General features: G+C 45.5%; 4 protein-coding genes. 2 read left to right on the top strand and 2 right to left on the bottom strand.

What is annotated here, in order from left to right:
- Positions 1 to 118 precede the first annotated feature (118 nt).
- Complete coding sequence (locus tag AB4307_RS00390; protein ID WP_102332856.1) at positions 119 to 1801, bottom strand: alkaline phosphatase family protein; 1683 nt, start codon at positions 1799 to 1801, stop codon at positions 119 to 121.
- Between the two features lie 165 nt (positions 1802 to 1966).
- Positions 1967 to 2755, bottom strand: a complete 789-nt coding sequence (locus AB4307_RS00395; protein WP_372130750.1) for a formylglycine-generating enzyme family protein — start codon at positions 2753 to 2755, stop codon at positions 1967 to 1969.
- A gap of 137 nt (positions 2756 to 2892) precedes the next feature.
- Between AB4307_RS00395 and AB4307_RS00400 the strand changes: the two genes are divergently transcribed.
- On the top strand, positions 2893 to 4224 hold the full coding sequence (locus AB4307_RS00400) for an anaerobic sulfatase maturase (protein ID WP_372130752.1): 1332 nt from the start codon (positions 2893 to 2895) through the stop codon (positions 4222 to 4224).
- Between the two features lie 87 nt (positions 4225 to 4311).
- A complete protein-coding gene (locus AB4307_RS00405; protein WP_017060468.1) occupies positions 4312 to 5370 on the top strand; it encodes a HEAT repeat domain-containing protein in 1059 nt (352 codons plus the stop codon).
- Positions 5371 to 5437: the final 67 nt, after the last annotated feature.

Raw genomic sequence — 5437 nt, forward strand, 5'->3', positions numbered from 1 at the left:
GCTAATCCGCGATGAACCTTATTTGTTTCGACCTAGTGAGTCAGAAACAGATAAACGGCTCTTTTATTGAGTGGGTGCTGGATTCGAAATCTAGCTCACGAAACCTTAGAGATTGAGTCTACTCAGTGATCTCTTGCAGCACTTCTCCGATTGACCCGCTTGGTTGGGTGATACCCAGTTTGTTCGAAAGCGTTGGCGCAATGTCATATGGCGTCACTGCTCGCGATACCTTCTTAGCTTCAACGTCGTAGCCTGCAAAGATCACAGGCACATGAGTGTCGTATTTCCACGGAGAACCATGTGTAGAGGCAATTTGGAGGCCTTCCATGTCGTTAATGTAGCTGCGCGGTGCAAATACTACGTACACGTCGCCAGAACGAGCAGGGTGGTAGTTGTTTTTAATTAGCTGCATCACATGCGTATCCGGTACTCGGTTAGCCGCAATGTCACTACTTGATACAGCAAACGCAACACCTTTCACTTTTGCAATTTCATCCGCAATAGCTTCTTGGACCTTAGCCAGATCAAGCTTCTTCTCAGCGATCAGATCATGATTCAGATAGATGTAAGGTTGTGCGTACAAGCGAATCGCGTCTTTGGTTAAACCAAATTCATCCTTCAATCGTTTCTCAACACCACTCGAGAGTAGTGTGTCTTTATTGAAGTATTGAGCTTGATTGAAACCAAGCGCATTTGCCGCAGGTGAAGATTCAGGTACACCGTGGTCGGCAGACAGCACAATCAATGTGTTTTCTAGCCCGACTTGGTTATCCACGGTTTTGAAAAGCTTAGCGAGAGTCTTATCAAGTCGGATAAGGTTGTCTTCTGTTTCTAGGCTTTCAGGGCCGTAAAGGTGCACCACGTAGTCATTTGATGAGAAACTCACTGACAGATAATCGGTCACGTCGCCTTGGCCAAGCTTCTCTTGCATCAACAAGGTGCTAGCGAAGTTTTCCGTGATTTCGTCACCAGCAGGGCTGACGGTTAGCGTTGTGCTGTAGTACTTGTAACTTGCCGGGCCATAAGGATGAGGGAAGGTGCGTTGGAAGTCACCGAGTTTCACTTTGTGTTCGGTATCGTGTTCTTGCAACGTGTATTTATCACGCGGTAATGAGAGCTCCCATTTCTGTTTGGAATACTGAGCAGCAATCGCTTTCTCGTTCCAGCGTGATACCCAATCTGGATACTCGTCATAGTAATAGTTACTGGTGACAAACTCCGATTGTGCTTTGGAGAACCAGAAGGCTTTACCACTGTGTCCTGCCAATGAGATTGCGCCGCGGTCTTTCACTGATACACCGAATACTTTTGATTTGCCACTATTGGAAATCGTCAGTTCGTCACCAAACGTGGTGGAGAGTATTGGCTCTGGAGAGCGGCCATCGCCTTGTGCTGTCTTCTGCGTTGGGTCGATCTCTGTTGCTTTATCGACACCTGCACCAGAGGTCAGCATTTGGTAGTTACCGTCTTCTACGTTATACACCAAACGTTCTTCGCTACGGTCATACCAAACGTTACCTACCATGCCGTGTACGCTCGGTGGAGCACCTGTTGCAAGCGACACATGGCCCACGATCGTTTCCGTGTTGCCATGTTGGTAGTTTGCGTTGGTGTAGTAGGTACCATCATCCATTAAGTACCGGAAACCGCCTTCACCGAAGTTGTGCTTATATCGTTCGATTAGATCTGCGCGCAGGCCATCTACCGTGATTTGAAGGACTAGATTTGGCTTTTCCTCAGCTGAAGCTGGGAGAGCGCAGAGTAACGCGAGGGTTAGTCCTGAAAGCTTGGTGTATTGCATAGAGTTCCCTTATTCACTGTTGCCGCTGAGTTCTAATGTTTGGTCAGGTTTCCAACGTTTGGCCAGATTTGTAACGTGTGTGCAGTGCGAATCGTATTTTTAGTATTGTTGGTGACGATTAGTGAACCATAACCTTCGGCATCTTTAGTTAGTTCGCTTCGTTAGCTAGTTCACATCCTTAACTAAACGCAGCCCCATATCTGACATAGTGATCGATTGGCTTGCGAAGTCACGACGGTAACTTTCAGATTCATTTTCGTCATAAGCAAAGCTGCCACCGCGAACCGATTTGTGTGATAAACCGACGTCGCTGTGTTTTGCGTTGTTAGGGTTGTCTGTTGGACCGAATCGGTAGAAGGTGCCATCGAAGGCATCGATAACAAACTCGCCCACGTTTCCTGTCATGTCATATAAGCCTAGTTCATTTGGTTTCTTTAGCCCGACTGGATGTGCGCTATTTTTAGAATTTGCTGAGTACCACGCAACATCATCTAAGTTATTGGAACCACTGTAAGTATAGCCTTTACTTTTATTGCCACCTTTGGCTGCAAATTCCCATTCAGCTTCAGTAGGCAGACGGTATTCTTCACCCGTTAATTCATTCAACTGCTCAACAAAATAGTTTGCTTGCTGCCAACTAAGGTTATTGACCGGAACTTGTGGGTTTTGGAAATAACTGAGAGATGAACCCATCACCGATTCGAACAATTCTTGAGTCACCTCAAACTTCGCAATATAGAAACTATCTACAGTTACATTACGTGCAGGACGCTCTGCTTTGGTCGCTTCTGGACCGTTCGACCCCATGGTGAATGTGCCGCCTTCAACCAACACCATCTCTTGGTCAATTTGTTGGGCGATGGGGTGTGTAGGCACGCTTGCACAGCCACTCAGAAGGATAGTCATGGTGACGCTGCTAATTGTTGCTAACTGTTTGTAATTAAGAAATTTCATCACGTGCCTCAGATGTTCGAAATAGGGTCTAATTCTAACGTTTAAGGTCATTCCTATTGGTTATAAAGGGTATAACATGTCACCTGTTCGAATAGGAATTATGATGGGTCCAGAATACTAAAATAGGTAGGTAAATCATGCATATTACTCAAGGTCCACAATATAACGGTAAAGCGTCTAAGCGCTTGCATGTCATGGCTAAGCCGATTGGCGCAGCATGCAACATTGACTGTAAATATTGTTACTACCTAAGTAAGCAAGATTTGTTGGAGTACAAGAAAGGCAGTTCTCCAAGAATGGATGATGAGACGTTAGAAACCTACATCCGACAATACATCGAAGGTCAAAATACGCCTGAAATTATCTTCTCATGGCAGGGCGGTGAACCGACCATGCTGGGTTTAGCGTACTTTGAAAGAGTGGTTGAGCTACAGAAAAAGTACCGACCTGAAGGTGTGTTGATTTCAAACGACCTGCAAACCAATGGCACACTGCTCAATGACGATTGGGGCCGATTCTTAGCAAAGAACAATTTCCTAATCGGTTTGAGTATTGATGGCCCTGAAATGCTGCACAATGCGTATCGTGTTAACAGAGCAGGCCGTGGTACATTCAAACAAGTGATGGCTGCCGTTGAACTGCTGCACAAACACCAAGTGAAATTCGCAACGCTTACTTGTGTGAATAACCTCACCAGTCAAAATGCACTAGAAGTGTACCGATTCTTACGTGATGTGGTGAAGTCGCCACAAATGCAGTTTATCCCTATCGTTGAGCAAAAAACCTTTAGAACGGTTGCACCACAAACATCCCAAGTAAGCGAGCAGCTTAAACAAGGCGACAAACGCCTGATCCCCGGCCATAAAGATTCAATCATGGAATCGTGGTGTGTGTCGGACTTGGCTTGGGGTAACTTCTTGATTTCTGTGTTTGACGAGTGGGCCAAGAACGACATCGGCAAGGTGTTTGTTCAGTATTTTGAAGCGAGCGTAGAAACATGGATTGGGCGTCCGAACCCACTGTGTACCTTGAATGAGATATGCGGAAAGGGCTTGGCAATGGAGCCAAATGGCGACGTATTTTCATGCGACCATTATGTTTACCCTGAATACAAGATTGGCAATATTCATCACGAGAAACTTGATGATTTGGCGTACAGCGCACCACAGCAAAAGTTTGGTTTTGCTAAATCCCGTACACTGACCAGTCAATGTCAGCAGTGTGATTACAAGTTCGCTTGTCATGGTGAGTGCCCTAAGAACCGCTTTATCAAAACTCGTGTAGGTGAACCGGGTTTGAACTACTTATGTGCTGGTTGGCATAAGTTCTTTTCTCATGTCGATAAGTCGATGGCGTACATCGCTCGCGCGATGGGGCATCCGGTTGCTCATGGTAAATTCAGCGACTCAGTATTGATGGCGCATCGAGCAAAACAGGCGCAACAAGCTACGTTCGAGACCAAGTTTTAACTCGTTCTTTGGATCAACAGGTCCAAGAAAAATTTAATCAGATACGAGTCTAAGGACAGGCTAAGTTCTCCAGTTTAAGGTAATAGTATGATGAAGAAGAGTTTAGCGACGGCTGTTGCTTTATTGATTTCAACGTCCGCATTAATTTCAACGTCTGCGATGGCTGCGAATAGCGTTCAACAAACGGTTGACGCGCCAGCACAAAATATCAATCAAGTGCTTGAAATGACGGACACTCAAACCCGCATTCAACAGTTGTCTTACATGGCACAAGATCAGAATCAATCTGTTGAAAATCGTACTGGTGCACTGCAAGAGCTTGCTTCATATCCAAGCCAAAATGCGCTGGTGGCGGTGGCAAGAGGCTTAAAAGATCAAAACCCTGAAGTTCGTGAAGCGGCGGTTATCGGTTCTGAACCTTACCAACTTGAACATCGCTGGGCGTTAGTTTCACCCTTGCTAAAAGACAGCGATACCATGGTTCGCCATACGGCAACGTCAAACCTAGTCCGTGACTTCAATGCATTGGATGACGAGCAGAAAGCACAAATTGAACCACCAGTCATAGAGCTTATTAGCTTCTTGGAAACGCAAGAATCTGAAAAGTACCAATTACTGTTTGCTGATGTGCTTCGTTGGCACAATGACTGGGATAAGGCGGAAACGGTTTATCTAGAGCTGATCAATACGCATCCAAAAGAAGCGCAAGTTTGGTTGAGCTACGCAGATAATTTTCGAGCTCAGAACAAAGATAAGCAAGCAGTCGAAGTATTAGATCGTGGTTTGGAGAGCGTGCCAAACAACGCCGCTCTGCATTATTCGAAATCGTTGACTCTGGTTCGCCTTGAAGACAAAACTGCGGCAGCCAAAGAGATTGAAGTGGCTGCGAAGCTAGCGAAAGATAACAGCTACTACTGGTACCTAAATGGGGTATTACAAGAAGAGTTGGATATCGACAAGTCGACTAAATCGTTCGAGAAAGCATATTTGATCTCTGGTTCTCCAGAGCAGCTATACGCGGTATGCGATATCTATGTGCGCTACGGAAATGAAAAGACCGATGATTGCTTAGGTGAGCTAGGTAAAGTAGCTCCTGACTATGTTATTGATCAGTTGAAAGATAAACGAGTAGCGCCAAGCTCATAATATCCTAATGAGTAATTAGCGAAGCCTATAATGAAAAGCCAGTCGACATGAACTGACCCCCAATAGT

It is taken from the genome of Vibrio sp. 10N.261.52.C2, from assembly GCF_041471425.1.
Lineage (GTDB): Bacteria > Pseudomonadota > Gammaproteobacteria > Enterobacterales > Vibrionaceae > Vibrio > Vibrio crassostreae_C.

Excerpts from the sequence above, each read along its gene's own strand:
- AB4307_RS00405 (WP_017060468.1), top strand. The coding sequence starts at position 4,312 with ATGATGAAGAAGAGTTTAGCGACGGCTGTTGCTTTATTGATTTCAACG.
- AB4307_RS00395 (WP_372130750.1), bottom strand. The coding sequence starts at position 2,755 with ATGAAATTTCTTAATTACAAACAGTTAGCAACAATTAGCAGCGTCACC.
- AB4307_RS00400 (WP_372130752.1), top strand. The coding sequence starts at position 2,893 with ATGCATATTACTCAAGGTCCACAATATAACGGTAAAGCGTCTAAGCGC.
- AB4307_RS00390 (WP_102332856.1), bottom strand. The coding sequence starts at position 1,801 with ATGCAATACACCAAGCTTTCAGGACTAACCCTCGCGTTACTCTGCGCT.